Below are 15,103 nucleotides of genomic sequence, written 5' to 3'. Positions count from 1 at the left end.
CGCTGCAAAATAAGTAGCTATAGACGCCCGGGTGCCTGGCGCCCGGGCTTTGTTTTTTCAAAAACTAGAAAATTCAGTCGTTACAAAGTCAAAAGGAAGATCCATGCTCGACAACACCATGAAAGCACAACTGAAAGCGTACTTGGAGCGTCTGACCAAGCCCGTCGAGCTGGTGGCGGCCTTGGGCGATGACGAAAAGTCGCAGGAAGTGCGCGAGTTGCTCGCGGACATCAAGGAACTCAATGACAAGATCACCGTGGTCGAGAAGAAGGATGGCGACGAGCGCAGGCCTTCATTTCTGATCACCAACCCAGGCGTGGATACCGGCGTGCGTTTTGCCGGCGTGCCTCTGGGCCATGAATTCACCTCGCTGGTGCTGGCATTGCTGCAGGTGGGCGGCCACCCATCGAAGGAATCAGCCGATCTGCTGGAGCAGGTCAGGAACATCGATACGCCGCTGCACTTCGAGACCTATTACTCGCTGTCGTGCCATAACTGCCCGGACGTGGTGCAGGCACTGAACCTGATGGCGGTGCTCAACCCCAAGATCACGCACACTGCGATCGACGGCGGCATCTTCCAGAAGGAAGTGGAAGCGCGTGAAGTGATGGCGGTGCCTACCGTTTTTGTTAATGGCGAGCGCTTTGGCCAGGGCCGCATGGAGCTGGCCGAGATCGTTGCCAAGGTGGACACGGGCGCTGCGGCACGCGAAGCCGCCAAGATATCTGCCAAGGAAGCCTTTGATGTGCTGGTGGTGGGCGGTGGCCCCGCTGGCGCGGCTGCGGCCATCTATGCCGCCCGCAAAGGCATCCGCACCGGCATGGCTGCTGACCGCATTGGCGGCCAGATGCTCGATACCGTGGACATCGAGAATTTCATCTCGGTGAGCAAGACCGAAGGCCCCAAGCTGTCTGCGGCGATGGAAAACCATATCCGCGACTACGAGGTGGACATCATGGCCTTGCAGACCGCCAAGCGCCTCACGCCTGCTGCGCAAGAAGGCGGCTTGATCGAGATCGAGACGGAATCGGGCGCCAAGCTCAAGGCCAAGACCGTGATCCTCTCGACCGGCGCGCGCTGGCGCAACATGAACGTGCCTGGCGAAGACAAGTACCGCACCAAGGGCGTGACGTACTGCCCGCACTGCGACGGTCCGCTGTTCAAGGGCAAGGATGTGGCCGTGATCGGCGGCGGCAATTCGGGCATTGAAGCAGCCATCGACCTGGCCGGTGTCGTCAAGAGCGTCACGGTGCTGGAGTTTGCTGCAGAACTGAAGGCCGATGCCGTGCTGCAGAAGAAGCTGGCAACCTTGCCGAACGTCAAGGTGATTTTGAATGCGCAGACCACGGAGGTGAACGGCGACGGCAAAAAGGTGACCGGCCTCACGTACAAGGACCGTACCAACGACGAGATCAAGCAGGTTGCGCTCGAAGGTATCTTTGTGCAGATCGGTCTGCTGCCCAACACCGACTGGCTCAAGGGCACGGTGGGCCTGACGCGCTTTGGCGAGATCGAGATCAATGCCAAGGGCGAAACCAATCTGCCGGGCGTGTTTGCTGCCGGTGATTGCACGAACGTACCGTTCAAGCAGATCATCATTGCCGCAGGCGCGGGTGCCACGGCGGCGCTGTCTGCCTTCGATCACTTGATCCGACACTGAAGTGGAAATTAGCTACAGATGCTTGACTGTCAAGCGCAAGTAGCTATAAAAATGATACTGACCGAATAAAAAGAGGACTGCTTGGCAGTCCTCTTTTTTTGCCGATCCCGTCTCTTGGCTTGGCCCACAAAAAACGGCCCGAAGGCCGTTTGCGGCAATGGCGGAATGCCGATCAGCCCTGCTTGCCAATGAGCAGGTATTCCATCAGCGCCTTTTGCACGTGCATGCGGTTTTCGGCTTCGTCCCAGACGACAGACTGCGGGCCGTCGATCACGTCGGCCTGCACTTCCTCGCCACGGTGCGCGGGCAGGCAATGCATGAAGAGGGCGTCCTTCTTGGCAACCGCCATCATCTCCTGGTCCACGCACCAGTCGGCAAAGGCCTTCATGCGCTTCTCGTTCTCTTCCTCGTAGCCCATGCTGGTCCACACATCGGTGGTGACGAGGTCTGCATCCTTGCAGGCATCCATCGGGTTGCCAAAGATTTTGTAGCAATCCTTGTTATATGGACGGCCACTGAAGGCCAGTTTTTCATCGATCTCGTAGCCGCTTGGCGTGCTGACATGTACCTTGAAGCCCAGCAGATTGGCTGCCTGCAACCAGGTATTGGCCATGTTGTTGCCGTCACCCACCCAGGCCACCGTCTTGCCCTGGATGGAGCCGCGGTGCTCGATGAAGGTGAAGATGTCGGCCAGGATCTGGCAGGGGTGGAACTCGTTGGTCAGGCCGTTGATCACCGGCACGCGCGAGTGCGCGGCAAAGCGCTCGATCTTTTCCTGGCCGAAGGTGCGGATCATCACCAGATCGGTCATGCGGCTGATGACGCGCGCGCTGTCCTCGATGGGCTCGGCGCGGCCCAGCTGGCTGTCGCCGGTGGTGAGGTGCACCACGGAGCCACCCAGCTGGTACATGCCCGCCTCAAAGCTCACGCGCGTGCGCGTGCTGGCCTTTTCAAAGATCATGGCCAGCGTGCGGTCGGCCAGCGTGTGGTGGGTAACGTAGCCCTTGAACTTCTGCTTGATCAGCGCAGCACGCTTGAACAGGTATTCATACTCGTCGGCCGTGAAGTCTTGGAATTGCAGGTAATGTTTCATAACGCTCGGGTTTTGTCGGTAGAGCTTATGCAAACAAGGATGCGCAGCGGGCTTTCCTATTGGCAGGCTGCAGGCTTGATCCGAATTTGCATAAGCCGTGGTTTATTTGCCAGCCAGGAATGCCTTGACCAACGGGGCCAGCCTGGCGACGATTTCGTCGGCTTCCGCTTCCGTCAGGATGAGCGAAGGCACGAGGCGGATCACGGTGTCGGCAGTCACGCTGAACAGCAGGCCTGCCTCTTGCGCTCCACGGGCGATCAGCTCGCCGCAGGGCTTGTTCAGCTCCACACCAATCATCAGGCCCTGTCCGCGCACCTCGACGAAGCCCTCCGTGCCCGCAAACGCCTTGTTCAGCGCGGCTTTCAGGTAATCGCCCACTTTGGTGGCATTGTCCAGCAGCTTCTCTTCTTCCATGATGCGGATGGTTTCGACACCAGCACGCATCGCCAGGGGGTTGCCGCCAAACGTTGTGCCATGGTTGCCGGGCTGGAACACCTTGGCTGCCTTGGGGCCCGCCACGACTGCACCGATCGGCACGCCCGAGCCCAGGCCCTTGGCCAGTGACATCACATCAGGCACGATGCCAGCCCACTGGTGGGCAAACCATTTGCCGGTGCGGCCCATGCCGGCCTGGATTTCGTCCACCACAAACAGCCAGTCCTGAGCGTCGCAAAGCTCGCGCACCTGCTTCATGAAGTCGGCGCGCATGGGGTGCAGACCGCCTTCGCCCTGGATGGGCTCCATCATCACGGCGACGATGTTGGGGTTGCCTTCGGTTGCTTCCTTCAATGCCACAAAATCATTGGCCGGCACGCGCAGAAAGCCGTCGAGCAGCGGGCCAAAGCCATTGCGCACCTTGGGGTTGGCGGTGGCGCTCATCGTGGCAATGGAGCGGCCGTGGAAGGCGTGGTCAAAAACCACGATGACCGGCTTTTCGATGCCCTTGTCCACGCCATACTTGCGGGCAATCTTGATCGCTGCCTCGTTGGCTTCCAGGCCGGTGGAGCAGAAGAAGGCGTTGGTCATCTTCGAACGCTCTACCAGCAGGGCGGCCAGCTTTTCCTGGCCAGGCACATAGTAGTAATTGCTGGTGTGGATCAGCTTGGTCATCTGGTCGTGCAGGGCCGCCACCAGCTTGGCATGGTTGTGCCCCAGCGTGTTGACGGCAATGCCACCCAGCGCATCGAGATATTCCTTGCCATTGACATCCCACACACGCACGCCCTGGCCTCGCTCCAGTGCGACTGGCACGCGGCCATAGGTAGTCATCACATGGGGCTCTGCAGGCTTGACGATGTCGTTCATGGGAAATCTCCACAAAAAAGTAAATAAAAACTCCACAGATACCCGCTAGAGTTGGCTGAGCATCAGGTGGAAGGGCCATTCTAGGTGCTGGGCAATACATCACTAGTGAAGAATGTGCATCACTGCATTGCGCAAGTCATTTTGTGGGGCGGTATACGCTTTGCGTTGATATGCCCCATATGTTTCAAGCCAGGCGTGTAGTGCTGTGCCCATTTCAGCATCAGCAGCTCGCTTTGCACGCGGTGTTGCATGGATATTGGGCAAAACTATGCATTGAGCGCATTTGATGATGTTTTCAAGTTATAGGCCCTGCGCACTTATCTCTTATATAAGAGTTAAAATAACGGTTTGGCCTCGGGCAGTGATCCTCCTGGAAGGCCGTTATCAGAGGTTTCCGTCACATGGTTTCTCCGTCATCTCAAGAGGTTTTCATTTTGGGCATTACCCAGGGTGGAAAGACATTTCGCCCCAGCGACTGGGCGGAGCGCCTGGCTGGGGTGATGAGCCAGTTTCGCCCGGGCGGCATGCGCCCTGGTAGCCACCTGGGTTATTCGCCCTGGTGCATTCCCACCACGATGAACGGCGCCAAGTGCGTGGTGGTCAAGCGCGAGTTGCAGGCCCATGAGCCGATGGCTTGGGACTTTGTGATGAATTTTGCCCGCGACAACGATCTGCAGACGACCGATGCCTGTCTGATCCCGGATGCATCGGCACCCGCTCCCGCAACCAAGGCCTGATTCTCAGGCCTTCTTTTTTGGGGATGCGCGCCATTGGTAAGGCAGACCAGCCTGCCTGTTGGCAAAGGTATTGCCAAGCGTGCTACTAATTTTGAACGCTTGAATGAATGCCAGTGCGAACCAGAACCTATTTTGGTGCTGCAACAACGTAAAAAAGCCGTCTTGCGACGGCTTTTTTACTACTGACAGCGCACCCGTTTACAAACGGCGGGCAGGTGATCTGCCCGTGCGATTGCCTAAGTGAATTAGGCGGCCAATGCCAGGGCTTTCACCTTGGCAGCAATGCGGCTCTTATCGCGAGCGGCCTTGTTCTTGTGGAAGATGCCCTTGTCGGCAATCGTATCCAGCACGGACTGGGCCTTTGCAAACAGTTCGGTGGCCTTGGTCTTGTCGCCAGCGGCAACAGCCTTTTCCACGTTCTTGATAGCGGTGCGGTACTTCGAACGCAGCGAGGTGTTGGCGGCGTTCAGCTTGACGTTCTGGCGGGCGCGCTTGCGGCCGGATGCCAAACGGGGGTTCTTCTTGACTGGCTTGGATGCCATGATGATTTATCCTTAAAAGTCTGCGGATGTTGTCAGTGAACCGGCGATTATAGCGGCAATTTACACAGAAATCCAGGCGCCAGTCCAATCCCTTGGCTGGGCACGGCTACACTTCGCGGGTGTCTCTGTTCAAAGCCGCCTCCACCGTCTCCCTGTTCACGCTGCTCTCGCGTGTGACAGGCCTTGCCCGCGACCTGCTGATGGCCACCATGTTCGGTGCCAGCGCGCTGACAGACGCTTTCAATGTGGCCTTCCGCATTCCCAACCTGTTCAGGCGATTGTTTGCGGAAGGGGCCTTCAGCCAGGCCTTTGTGCCAGTGCTGGCCACCACCCTGGCCAAGGAAGGCGAGGAGCGCACGCGCACCCTGGTGCAAAGTGTGGCAACGGTACTGTTCTGGATTCTGGCGGTGACCTGTGTGGTGGGTGTCGTGGCTGCACCGGCCCTGGTATGGCTGCTGGCGAGTGGCCTGCGCCAGAATGCCCACAGCTATGACGCAGCCGTGCTGATGACGCGATGGATGTTTCCCTACATCGGCTTCATGTCGCTGGTGGCATTGGCCGCTGGCGTGCTCAATACCTGGAAGCGCTTTGTCGTGCCGGCATTCACGCCAGTGCTGCTCAATGTCAGCATGATTGTGGCTGCTCTGTTGCTGGCGCCCTGGCTGCGCGCGCGCGGCATGGAGCCCATCTATGCCATGGCGGCGGGGGTGATGCTGGGGGGCGTGCTGCAGTTGGCCATCCAGTTTCCGGCGCTGCGGCGCATAGCCATGGTGCCGCGCATTGCCTTCAGGCCGTCGGCCATCAGGGCGGCATGGGCAGATGCTGGCGTGCGCCGCATTCTGACGCTGATGGCGCCTGCGCTGCTGGGTGTGGGGGTGGCGCAGATCTCGCTGATGATCAATACGCAGATTGCGTCTTACATGGCAACGGGCAGCGTGACCTGGCTGTTCTATGCCGACCGGCTGATGGAGTTTCCCACCGCGTTGCTGGGCGTGGCATTGGGTGTGGTGCTGACGCCCCAGTTGGCATCGGCCAAGGCGGCGGGAGACGATGCGCGCTATGGCGCGATGCTGGATTGGGGTCTGCGCATGGTGGTACTGCTGGCAGTGCCATGTGCTGCAGCCTTGCTGGCTTTTGCCAAGCCCTTGGTGGCAGTGCTGTTCCACTATGGCGCGCTCAAGGGATCGGATGTGGGGCAGATTGCGCTGGCATTGCAAGGCTATGGAGTAGGGCTGCTGGCTATGGTGGCCATCAAGGTGTTGGCACCAGGCTTTTATGCGAGCCAGGATATCCGCACGCCGGTCAAGATTGCCATTTGCGTGCTGGTGATCACCCAGTTGCTGAATGTGGTGCTGGTACCTAGTTTTGCACATGCAGGTCTTGCGCTGTCGATTGGCCTGGGGGCGATCGTGAATGCGCTGTGGCTGTTGATCGGCTTGCTGCGTCGCGGCAGCTTCAAGCCCCAGCCGGGGTGGCTCATCTTTTTTGCCCGCGTGGGGCTGGCGACCGGCCTGCTGACCATCTTTTTGCTGTGGGGATCGCATACGCTCGACTGGGTGGCGCTGGGCAGCGAACGGCTCAAGCGTGTCGGCTGGCTGGTGCTGTGGCTGTCAGGCTCCGTGGGACTGTACTTTGGTGTGCTTGCGTTGTCGGGCATGAAGCTGCGCAGCCTGCTGCGCCGCTGAGGCAGGCAACTGATAGGCACATTCACAACAGTTGGTGACAGTTGTCGCCCGGATGTGCCCGCACGATGCTATACATTGAAGCTATGGCGCAAGCAGCGCTGCAGAAGCGCCAGAACGTGGTGATTGCACCAGCGTTGTTGCCGGAGCGCTGCAGCAGGGATGCATATGGACTTCAGCTTTTCGATCCCCACCCCGTTGGAGCATTTCGCGTCGCTGGTACAAAGCGATGACAACTTTCCGCTGCTGGAGGCTGCAGCGGCCATTGCCTGCATCGAATATCCGCAGCTTGACATTCAGCAGGTGGTCAACGAGGTGGACCAGCTGCTCAGCCAGTTGCGCGAAAGCCGTGATGCCCACAGCCGCAGTGCACTCACGCGCCTGAAGGTGCTCAACCACCGCTTCTATGCCGACTGGGGATTTCAGGGCAATCCCAATGATTTCTATGCCCCCGACAACAGCTGCCTCAATGCGGTGCTGCATCGCAGACGCGGCATTCCGGTGTCCCTGGCGGTGATCTGGTTGGAGCTGGCCTCCGAGCTGCAACTGCCGGCGCACGGCATCTGTTTTCCGGGTCACTTCCTGCTCAAGGTCAGTGTTGCAGAGGGACAGATCGTGCTCGATCCGCTGTCGGGGCAGTCGTTCTCCAGTTCCATGCTGGCCGAAATGCTGGAGCCCATGCAAAAGGCGTATCACCGTGTCGACGAGGATGATGTTCCCCTGGGGCTTTACCTGCAGGCAGCAACATCGCGCGACATCATCGTGCGCATGCTGGCCAACCTCAAGGAGATCTACCGCAGCGACAAGGCCTGGGCCAAGCTGATCGAGGTGCAGAACCGCCTGGTGCTGCTGCAGCCCACCGAGTGGACGGAGCTGCGTGACCGGGGCTTGGCATATGCAGAACTAGGGGTGCATGACCGGGCGCGCGAAGACCTGCAGCAGTACCTCAACCAGACTGGAGCACCCGATGATGCGGCGCAGATCCGTGCGGCTCTGCTGGATTTACAACGCATGTAACAAACATCAGCTGTTTGACATGTAATTGTCACTGTTTCGTCATACACAGGCGGCAATATAGTGCTCTGAGGCGCTAGCACTACCGAATCCACCGAGGGGTGGATGAGGTGGCGCCAGACCATGCGGTCCTGGTGGCAGGCCGTGTATCGGCGTGGCCGGCTTTTGCGAGGCCTGTCTGCAGACGATGGTTCGGCGGGGATGTTAGCGGCACTTTTTGAGGAAGAGTTGCTATGAAAGACCGTTTTGGAATTTCGCCCGAAGATGTCATGCACAAAATTGCGCGCGACGTGATGGACGATTACGACGAATCCTTGGAGCTGGAGATGGAGGACGGCCTGCTGGGGGCGCCTTTTGCTGCAAGCCTGAGTGAGACCGAATACAAGTACTTTCGTGAGTTGCTGCGCCTGCAGGGCGAACTCGTCAAGCTGCAGGACTGGGTGCAGCACACGGGCCAGAAGGTGGTGGTGTTGTTCGAAGGGCGCGATGCCGCAGGCAAGGGCGGAGTCATCAAGCGGATCACCCAGCGCCTGAATCCGCGCGTAGTGCGGGTGGCTGCCTTGCCCGCGCCAAATGACCGCGAGCGTACGCAGTGGTATTTTCAGCGTTACGTGGCGCATCTGCCTGCTGCTGGCGAAGTGGTGCTGTTCGACCGCAGCTGGTACAACCGGGCGGGTGTCGAGAAGGTCATGGGCTTTTGCACCAGCGAGCAGTACGAAGAGTTTTTCCGTTCGGTGCCCGAGTTTGAAAAGATGCTGGTGCGCTCAGGCATTCGCCTTGTCAAATACTGGTTTTCGATCAGCGACGAGGAGCAGCACCTGCGCTTTCTGGGGCGTATCCATGATCCGCTCAAGCAGTGGAAGCTCTCGCCCATGGATCTGCAAAGCCGCGTGCGCTGGGAAGAGTACACCAAGGCCAAGGAGGTGATGCTGGAGCGCACACACATCCCCGAGGCTCCGTGGTGGCTGGTGCATGCCGACGACAAGAAGACGGCGCGTCTGAACTGTATCGCGCATTTCCTGAGCCAGATTCCGTATACCGATGTGGATCACGAAAATGTGGTGCTGCCCGATCGTGTGCGTCACCCGGATTACAGCCGCCAGCCGGTGCCCGCTTCCATGTACGTGCCAGAAATCTACTGAGGCCAGAGCCAGCGCCAACGCTGTGCAAGCCGTCTGCTGATCGGTGGCTGGCTTCCAGGTATTACTGCGTTCAAGCAAAACGCCTCGGTTTTCCGAGGCGTTTTTTGTGAATGATCTGCTATCTATTTTGTGGCTAAAGGTCTATATCAGCCGCGCGGCAAATAGTTCTTTCTTCAGATAGGCATAAAACAGCGGGGCAGCCACAAGGCCGGCGGGGCCGAAGATGGCTTCGGCCACGAACATCACGGACAGAAGTTCCCATACGCCCATATGCGTTTTTGCGCCTACCACTTTGGCGTTGATCAGGTATTCGGCCTTGTGGATCAGCACCAGAAACGCGAGGCATGCCACCGCCGTCAGTGGCGATACCGACAGGCCGACGGTCGTGATGACGGCGTTGCACACCAGGTTGCCGACGATGGGAATCAGGCCGCCAAAGAAAGTCAGCATGATGAGCGCACCGCTGTAGGGTAGGCGCATGTCGAGCAGAGGCAGGATGCCGAGCAGGAAAACGGCGGTCAGCACGGTGTTGAACAGCGCAATCCAGAACTGCGCAGCCACAATCTGGCGAAAGGCGTCACCAAAGCGTTGCACCCGCAATTGCAGCTGGTAGGCCAGCGGTGCGTGGGACAGGCGGCCGTGGCGCACCGCTGCCAGCGAGCCAATCAGCAAGCCGACAAAAACATACAAAAGCCCGGCGAGCCAGGAGCGGCCCATGTTTGCAATGGTGCCCGCCTTGGTACCCAGGTACTCGGCCGCGCGCTGTTGCAGCTCCTGCGCGCCATCGGGCAGCACATTGGCCAGCTCGGGTGGCAGCTTGCTGCGCAGATCGAGCAAGGTCTTGGCCATGGATTCCAGAATATCGCGGTACTGCTGCGGGGCGTTGAGCAGATAACCCTGCGAGTGGATCAGGCCCAGCGTGACCAGAACAATCGGCACCACGAGCACGATGGTCACGGCCAGATACTCGATCCAGCGGGGCGGCGCCACGTTCAGTGACAGAGGCTGGCGGCTCGCATCAGCAAGCTTGCGTACCAGAAACTGGGTGAAGGTATAGCCGACGCATGCCGCCAGAAGACCCACCAGCAGCCCATTGAGCATGATGATGAGCAGGGCAAAGCCCATCAGCAGGTAGGAAGCCAGGCGCACTCCCCAGTGCACGGGTGGTGGCCGCCAGGGTTGCGGCGCATCGGCAACACCGCCTGCGGGTGGATTGCCCGCCGAAGGGCTGGGTGATGGTGTTGCAGAATCTGGACGCATGGCGGCAATCAGTCAAAAAGCAGGCTGGCCTGCAGGGCCAGCGCTGCCTGACATGGCAACCCGGTGGGGTGCCAGCAGGTGGAATGAGCTTAGAGCGTGTTTACGATCTCTACGCTGCGCGAGGAGATCATAAACACGTTCTTAGCGCACCGTAACAGCTGCGTCGCTGCCGCGTGGGCCAATGCTGCCAATCGTCCACACTTGTTCACCAAGTACGGCAAAGGCGCTCTTGATGGCTTCGGCGCTGTCGGCGGGCACGACCACCACCATGCCAATGCCATTGTTGAAGGTGCGGTTCATTTCGATATCGTCAATACCCGCAGTCTTCTGCAGCCAGGCAAACAGTTCCGTCTGGGGCCAGCTGCCCTTGACCAGATGCGCGCCCAGCCCTTCGGGCAGCACGCGCGGAATGTTTTCCAGCAAGCCGCCGCCGGTAATATGGGCCAGTGCCTTGATGGGCTGCTCGGCCAGCACGCTCAGCACGTTCTTCACATACAGGCGCGTGGGCTCCATGATGGCCTGCTTGAAAGGTTTGCCGTCCAGCGTAGCGGGCACATTGCCCTGGCTTTCGGCGCGCTCGATGCACTTGCGCACCAGCGAGAAGCCGTTGGAGTGCACGCCGTGCGAGGCCAGACCCAGCACCACATCGCCTGCCTGCACGTTCTGGCCGGTCAGAATCTTGCTTTTCTCGACGGCGCCTACGGCAAAGCCTGCCAGGTCGTATTCGCCATCAGGGTACATGCCGGGCATTTCGGCAGTTTCGCCGCCAATCAGCGCGCAGCCCGACAGCTCACAGCCCTTGGCAATGCCGCCCACCACGGCGGCGGCGGTGTCCACATGGAGCTTGCCGCAGGCAAAGTAATCCAGGAAGAACAGCGGCTCGGCGCCTTGCACCAGGACGTCGTTCACGCTCATGGCCACCAGGTCGATGCCCACGGTGTCGTGCATGTTCCACTCAAAGGCGAGCTTGAGCTTGGTGCCCACGCCATCGGTGCCGGAGACCAGCACGGGCTCCTTGTAGCGCTTGGGCACCTCGAACAAGGCGCCAAAACCGCCGATGCCAGCCATCACGCCTTCGCGCATGGTCTTTTTGGCCAGGGGCTTGATGCGCTCCACCAGCGCGTCGCCCGCGTCGATATCAACGCCGGCATCTTTGTACGAGAGAGGGGTAGAGGTAGTAGAAGAGCTCATGGAGGCAATACAAGGGCAAAAAAGCGGAGCACAACCGCCGCGGGCTGGCCACAAGCTGCGATTCTATGACGCCCTGTATACCCGAGGGGGGAGAATGTCTGTGGCAGAGGCCGTGAACATGTTCCCGGGGCTCGGATTGCAGTGCCCAGCCAGGATGAATACGGCATTTGCGCCGCCAGGGCTCTATGTCCGTCTAAAATCAACGAGTTTGCATGCATTGCATCTATGTGAAGGGCGCGGGCCGTGCTGCCAATGGCCGATCCCGCCTGGCTGTTTTGCATGTAAGTGGTCGCTCATTTATCAACCCCTATCGCCCATCCGTACGCAGCCCATGCGTGTCCCATCCGTCTTGATCCATGTCCTGCGCGCCCGCATTCTTGCGTCGCGCGGCGCGGCCATCCGTGCGGGGGGCCTGGCATGAAGCAGATGGCGCTGGATCTGGGCCTGGCCCCCGGGCCCAACCTGCAGCGGTTTTTCCCTGGCTCGAACCAGGCGGCGCTGGAGCATCTGCGCCTGCAGGTGGGTGACGGGTGGGGGACTCCCCGTTCGCCAGTGCCCACTTACCTGTGGGGCGAGATGGGCGTGGGCAAGACCTACCTGCTGCGCGCCGTGGCTGAAGCCTTGCGCGAGCAAGGTGCCACAGTGGGCTGGCTGGATGCGAATACCCGCTTTCCCAGTGCGTTCAACGAGCGCTGGTCGGCGGTGATTCTGGACGAGGTGCATTTTTACAACTCTGTCCAGCAGGCGGCGGCATTCAACTGGTTTGTGAATGCCACCAGTCCGGCCACTGGCGCGCGGCGCTGGGTGCTGGCGGCAGGCGATGCGCCGCCTTCGGATCTGAAGCTGCGTGACGATTTGCGCACCCGGCTGGGCTGGGGCGAGATTTACCAGCTGCACCTGCTGACCGAGGAGCAACGCCGTGGCGTGCTCAAGGACGAGGCACAGCAGCGCGGCCTGACATTGCCGGACGATGTGATGGACTATATGCTCAAGCGTTTTTCGCGCGACCTGGGCAGCCTGATGCAGCTGCTGGACCATCTGGACAATTTTGCGTTGCGCAACAAGCGGGCTTTGACGATCCCGCTGCTCAAAGACATGCTGGAGACGGAGTGATTCCGGCTCCAAGCCCAACCGAGAAGAATCGAGAAGATTTGATGAATACCACTGCCGCTGCCAAGCCACGGCTCGCGCTTTTTGACCTGGACCACACCCTGCTGCCACTCGATTCCGATTACGAGTGGGGCGAGTTCACCCTGCGCAAAGGCTGGTGCGACAAAGAAGAGTTCGGCAGCCGCAATGCCGCATTCTTTGCTGATTACCAGAAAGGCACGCTCGACATCCACGAATACGTGCGCTTTGCCACCGAGGCCATCCGCAAGCTGGGCCGCGATGCAGCCGATGCCGCGCACGCCGTGTTCATGCAGGAGGTGATCGAGCCCCATATCCAGGCTGCGGCGCGCGCGTTGCTGCAGCAGCACCGTGATGCGGGCGACACCATCGTCATCGTCACTGCCACCAACGAGTTCGTGACCCGCCCGATTGCCAAGGCGCTGGGCGTGGAGCACTTGCTGGCAGTCAATCTGGAGCGTGACGCCTCGGGCTGGATCACCGGCGAAATCACCGGCGTGCCCACCATGCGCGCAGGCAAGGTCACCCGCATGGACGACTGGCTGGCAGAACGCGGCCTCTCCTGGGACGCGGTGGACAGCACGTTCTACAGCGATTCGATGAACGATGTGCCGCTGCTGGAGAAGGTCAATACCCCCGTTGCCACCAACCCCGATGAACGCCTGCGCAAGCTGGCTGCCGAGCGCGGCTGGCGCATCCTGGATTTGCTGGAGCCCCATGCATGATCAAGAACATCATTGACAAACTGCTGGGCAAGAGCGCTGGCGCTGGCAAGGCCAAAAACCCGTTTGGCAAGCGCGAGGAAGTGCCTGTCGAGGTGCACCATATCGATCCCAAGCTGGTGGACCGGCGCGCTATCGATGTCTGCAGCACCTTGAAGGAAGCAGGGTTCGAGGCCTATATCGTCGGCGGCGCCGTACGCGATCTGCTGCTGGGCCTGCGCCCCAAGGATTTTGACGTGGCCACCAACGCCACGCCCGAGCAGGTCAAGAACCTGTTCCGCCGCGCCTTCATCATTGGGCGGCGCTTTCGCATCGTGCACGTGGTCTACGGTCGCGGCCGCGAGAACGAAGTCATCGAAGTCACCACCTTCCGCGCCTTTCTTGATAGCTCCAAGGCCGAGCAGGTGCAGGGCAACGAAAAAACCAGCAAGGCCGCTCTTGCGGGCATGAAGCTGGCCGTGGACGAAAGCGGCCGCGTGTTGCGCGACAACGTCTGGGGCCCGCAGAACGAAGATGCGGCGCGCCGAGACTTCACCGTCAACGCCATGTACTACGACCCGCAGACGCAGATCGTGGTGGATTACCACAAGGGCATCCGCGACGCGCAAAAGCTGGTGTTGCGCATGATTGGCGATCCGACCACGCGCTACCGCGAAGACCCGGTGCGCATCATCCGCGCCGTGCGCTTTGCTGCCAAGCTCAGCAAAAAGGGCTTCACCATCGATCCCAAGACGGCCAAGCCGCTGGTCGAATGCGCGCAACTGCTGCAGGAAGTGCCCCAGAGCCGCATGTTCGACGAGATGCTCAAGCTGTTGCAGACCGGCCACGCGCTCGCATCGGTCGAGCAGCTGCGCAAGCTGGGCCTGGCCAAGGGCATCTACCCCCTGCTGGACGTGGTGGTGGAGCGGGCCGACCTGCCCTTTGTGCAGGCTGCGCTGATGGACACCGACCGCCGCGTGGGCGAAGGCAAGAGCGTGGCACCGAGCTTTTTGCTGGCCTGCGTGCTGTGGCAGGACGTGAAGGCGGGCTGGGATGCGCGCCTGGATCGGGGTGAACACCCGTTCCCGGCCTTGCAGGATGCGATTGACGAAGTCTTCAACCTCCGCATCGGTGATGTGTCGGGCCGCGGCAAGCTGGCTGCCGACATGCGCGAGATCTGGGTCATGCAGCCGCGCTTCGAGAAGCGCACTGGCAGCACGCCGTTTGGCATGATCGCCCAGGTGCGTTTCCGTGCGGGCTTTGACTTCCTGCGCCTGCGCGCCGACGTGGGCGAGGTGGACGAGATGCTGGCCAACTGGTGGCAAGAGTTCCAGCAGGCCGACGAGGCACGCCGTGAAGACCTGATCGCCCAAGTGCGCGAAGAGCAGCGTGCCCGGCAAAAAGGCACTGCAGGCGCCAAGCGTAGCGGCAAGAAGCCGGTGAGCAAGCCGCCGACGGAGGACACTGACGCCAGCGCGCTGCAGGCCGTGGCCCAGCAGGCTTTGGATGACGGGCAGGCTCTGGATGCGCCCGCCAAAAAACGCCGCCGCCGCCGCCGCAAGCCAGGTGGTGCGGGACAGAGCAGCGGTGCAGGTGAGTAGTAGCTATAAAATTAATAGCAAAAAGCGCTTTTCCTGCATTTGCAAAG

At 60.4% G+C, this 15,103-nt stretch carries 13 protein-coding genes; 8 read left to right on the top strand and 5 right to left on the bottom strand.

Features of this window, described 5'->3' with window-relative positions; translation table 11 throughout:
- Positions 1-103 precede the first annotated feature (103 nt).
- Positions 104-1,660, top strand: a complete 1,557-nt coding sequence (gene ahpF / locus HNP33_RS05095; protein ID WP_184705956.1) for an alkyl hydroperoxide reductase subunit F — start codon at positions 104-106, stop codon at positions 1,658-1,660.
- Positions 1,661-1,832: 172 nt separating this feature from the next.
- On the opposite strand, the gene argF is transcribed toward ahpF, so the two are convergent.
- Both argF and HNP33_RS05085 read right to left on the bottom strand, forming a co-directional pair.
- Positions 1,833-2,753, bottom strand: a complete 921-nt coding sequence (gene argF / locus HNP33_RS05090; protein WP_184705954.1) for an ornithine carbamoyltransferase — start codon at positions 2,751-2,753, stop codon at positions 1,833-1,835.
- Between the two features lie 102 nt (positions 2,754-2,855).
- On the bottom strand, positions 2,856-4,058 hold the full coding sequence (locus HNP33_RS05085) for an aspartate aminotransferase family protein (RefSeq protein WP_184705952.1): 1,203 nt from the start codon (positions 4,056-4,058) through the stop codon (positions 2,856-2,858).
- A gap of 401 nt (positions 4,059-4,459) precedes the next feature.
- Here HNP33_RS05085 and HNP33_RS05080 point away from each other — a divergent pair, with 401 nt between their 5' ends.
- Complete coding sequence (locus HNP33_RS05080) at positions 4,460-4,795, top strand: DUF3579 domain-containing protein (protein ID WP_184705950.1); 336 nt, start codon at positions 4,460-4,462, stop codon at positions 4,793-4,795.
- A 245-nt stretch (positions 4,796-5,040) separates the two neighbouring features.
- On the opposite strand, the gene rpsT is transcribed toward HNP33_RS05080, so the two are convergent.
- Positions 5,041-5,337, bottom strand: a complete 297-nt coding sequence (rpsT, locus tag HNP33_RS05075; RefSeq protein WP_221451995.1) for a 30S ribosomal protein S20 — start codon at positions 5,335-5,337, stop codon at positions 5,041-5,043.
- Between the two features lie 119 nt (positions 5,338-5,456).
- Here rpsT and murJ point away from each other — a divergent pair, with 119 nt between their 5' ends.
- The 3 genes from murJ to ppk2 all read left to right on the top strand — a co-directional run bounded on the left by murJ (position 5,457) and on the right by ppk2 (position 9,175).
- Complete coding sequence (murJ, locus tag HNP33_RS05070; RefSeq protein WP_184705948.1) at positions 5,457-7,022, top strand: murein biosynthesis integral membrane protein MurJ; 1,566 nt, start codon at positions 5,457-5,459, stop codon at positions 7,020-7,022.
- 165 nt (positions 7,023-7,187) lie between these two features.
- On the top strand, positions 7,188-8,036 hold the full coding sequence (locus tag HNP33_RS05065) for a SirB1 family protein (RefSeq protein ID WP_184705946.1): 849 nt from the start codon (positions 7,188-7,190) through the stop codon (positions 8,034-8,036).
- 230 nt (positions 8,037-8,266) lie between these two features.
- Positions 8,267-9,175 carry a polyphosphate kinase 2 gene (gene ppk2 / locus HNP33_RS05060; RefSeq protein WP_184705944.1) on the top strand — a complete coding sequence of 303 codons (909 nt, stop codon included), beginning with the start codon at positions 8,267-8,269 and terminating at the stop codon, positions 9,173-9,175.
- A 141-nt stretch (positions 9,176-9,316) separates the two neighbouring features.
- Here ppk2 and HNP33_RS05055 read toward each other — a convergent pair whose 3' ends face one another.
- Positions 9,317-10,435 (bottom strand): AI-2E family transporter, encoded by a 1,119-nt coding sequence (locus tag HNP33_RS05055; protein ID WP_184705942.1) that lies wholly within the window; start codon positions 10,433-10,435, stop codon positions 9,317-9,319.
- A 141-nt stretch (positions 10,436-10,576) separates the two neighbouring features.
- Positions 10,577-11,626: a phosphoribosylformylglycinamidine cyclo-ligase gene (purM, locus tag HNP33_RS05050; RefSeq protein ID WP_184705940.1), complete on the bottom strand. Its 1,050-nt coding sequence runs from the start codon at positions 11,624-11,626 to the stop codon at positions 10,577-10,579.
- 417 nt (positions 11,627-12,043) lie between these two features.
- Here purM and hda point away from each other — a divergent pair, with 417 nt between their 5' ends.
- The 3 genes from hda to pcnB are packed head-to-tail and all read left to right on the top strand — an operon-like array spanning position 12,044 to position 15,056.
- A complete protein-coding gene (hda, locus tag HNP33_RS05045; protein WP_184705938.1) occupies positions 12,044-12,739 on the top strand; it encodes a DnaA regulatory inactivator Hda in 696 nt (231 codons plus the stop codon).
- Positions 12,740-12,780: 41 nt separating this feature from the next.
- The gene (locus HNP33_RS05040) at positions 12,781-13,479 is read left to right on the top strand and encodes an HAD family hydrolase (RefSeq protein WP_184705936.1); all 699 of its coding nucleotides are present in this window, start codon (positions 12,781-12,783) and stop codon (positions 13,477-13,479) included.
- A complete protein-coding gene (gene pcnB, locus HNP33_RS05035; protein WP_184705934.1) occupies positions 13,476-15,056 on the top strand; it encodes a polynucleotide adenylyltransferase PcnB in 1,581 nt (526 codons plus the stop codon). The genes HNP33_RS05040 and pcnB overlap by 4 nt, the downstream gene beginning before the upstream one ends.
- The last annotated feature ends 47 nt before the right edge of the window (positions 15,057-15,103 follow it).

The organism is Comamonas odontotermitis (genome assembly GCF_014207855.1).
GTDB classification, from domain to species: domain Bacteria; phylum Pseudomonadota; class Gammaproteobacteria; order Burkholderiales; family Burkholderiaceae_C; genus Comamonas; species Comamonas odontotermitis_A.
This window is presented reverse-complemented; position numbering and strand designations above follow the sequence as displayed.

Excerpts from the sequence above, each read along its gene's own strand:
- ahpF (WP_184705956.1), top strand. The coding sequence starts at position 104 with ATGCTCGACAACACCATGAAAGCACAACTGAAAGCGTACTTGGAGCGT.
- argF (WP_184705954.1), bottom strand. The coding sequence starts at position 2,753 with ATGAAACATTACCTGCAATTCCAAGACTTCACGGCCGACGAGTATGAA.
- HNP33_RS05085 (WP_184705952.1), bottom strand. The coding sequence starts at position 4,058 with ATGAACGACATCGTCAAGCCTGCAGAGCCCCATGTGATGACTACCTAT.
- HNP33_RS05080 (WP_184705950.1), top strand. The coding sequence starts at position 4,460 with ATGGTTTCTCCGTCATCTCAAGAGGTTTTCATTTTGGGCATTACCCAG.
- rpsT (WP_221451995.1), bottom strand. The coding sequence starts at position 5,337 with ATGGCATCCAAGCCAGTCAAGAAGAACCCCCGTTTGGCATCCGGCCGC.
- HNP33_RS05065 (WP_184705946.1), top strand. The coding sequence starts at position 7,188 with ATGGACTTCAGCTTTTCGATCCCCACCCCGTTGGAGCATTTCGCGTCG.
- ppk2 (WP_184705944.1), top strand. The coding sequence starts at position 8,267 with ATGAAAGACCGTTTTGGAATTTCGCCCGAAGATGTCATGCACAAAATT.
- HNP33_RS05055 (WP_184705942.1), bottom strand. The coding sequence starts at position 10,435 with ATGCGTCCAGATTCTGCAACACCATCACCCAGCCCTTCGGCGGGCAAT.
- purM (WP_184705940.1), bottom strand. The coding sequence starts at position 11,626 with ATGAGCTCTTCTACTACCTCTACCCCTCTCTCGTACAAAGATGCCGGC.
- hda (WP_184705938.1), top strand. The coding sequence starts at position 12,044 with ATGAAGCAGATGGCGCTGGATCTGGGCCTGGCCCCCGGGCCCAACCTG.
- HNP33_RS05040 (WP_184705936.1), top strand. The coding sequence starts at position 12,781 with ATGAATACCACTGCCGCTGCCAAGCCACGGCTCGCGCTTTTTGACCTG.
- pcnB (WP_184705934.1), top strand. The coding sequence starts at position 13,476 with ATGATCAAGAACATCATTGACAAACTGCTGGGCAAGAGCGCTGGCGCT.